This is a genomic window from Lysobacter xanthus (assembly GCF_047159895.1).
Window position 1 is genome coordinate 1 of sequence record NZ_BAAGAB020000152.1, and the last position, 1,151, is coordinate 1,151.

General features: G+C 66.9%; 1 protein-coding gene. It reads right to left on the reverse strand.

Annotated features, from left to right (window positions below; genetic code table 11):
* On the reverse strand, nt 1-1,151 hold a 1,151-nt coding region (locus ACY35P_RS15610), incomplete at both ends, for a TonB-dependent receptor plug domain-containing protein (RefSeq protein WP_462116754.1).

Below are 1,151 nucleotides of genomic sequence, written 5' to 3' on the forward strand. Positions count from 1 at the left end.
GTCGTGTCGTTCTCGTCGTTGCGGCCATACACCATGCCCGCGTCCCACGTGAAGTAACGGTTCCAGCGCTCGAACGAGCCCTCGAGGCCGCCGTTGAAGCCGAACGTGTCGACGTTCTGGTTGAACGAACGACCGCCCGTTTCCGCGGCGCGACGCTGGATGCGCGAGACCGGCGCACCGAACGGGTTGTAGATGCTGAACTGGCTGATGCTGACCGTGCGCGACTGGACGCCTGCGCCCGGGCCGGAACCCAGCACGATCGGCATCGCGGCGAGCAGCTGCTCGGAGCGACGGTTGTTGTACGTCGCGGTGATGAACGCCGACGTGTTGTCGGTGATGTTCACGGACGCGCGGCCGAACAGCGACTTCCGCTCCTGCGGCGTCATCAGGTAGTTCTCGGGCGCGAAGTTGTACAGGTCGCTCGCGAGGACGAAGTTGCGCCAGTTGGCGCCGGTCTTGCCCGGGTCGTAGGTGAACTGGCCGCCGGTGCCGTCGGGACGGACTTCACTGCCCGCGCCGGTGTTCGTCGCGTTGCGGCAGGCGCCGGTGATCGGGTTGATCACGTTCGGGGCGCGGCAGAGGCCGAAACGGCCGAACGGCGTGGTCGAGCTGCCGAACGCCGTGCCCGTGCCGTAGACCGGAACCGCCGAGATCTCACGGTCGCCGGCCATGACCGGCTCTTCCTTGACGTAGCCGGCGCCGAACATGGCGCTGAAGCGGTCGTCGGACGTGCCGATGGTGAAGTCGAACGACTCCTTGAAACCGTCGCCCTTGTCGAACATACCGGCGTAGGCGTTCATTTCCGCGCCCTGGTAGTCGGTGCGCAGGATGACGTTGACCACGCCCGCGATCGCATCGGAGCCGTAGATCGACGAGGCGCCGGCCTTCAGGACTTCGATGCGCTCGACGGCGGCCGTCGGGATCGTGTTGAGGTCGACCGCGCCACCGAGGCCGGTGCCACCGACCCAGCGACGGCCGTTGACCAGCACGAGGGTGCGGTTGGAGCCGAGGTTGCGCAGGCTGACGCGCGTCTCGCCGTTGCCGCCGTTGTTGAACGTCGTATTGAGGGCGGAACCGTTCGCCGCGATGTTCTGGATCACGTCGCCGACGGAGGTCAGGCCCTGGGCCTGGATCTCTTCGCGGTTGAGCGA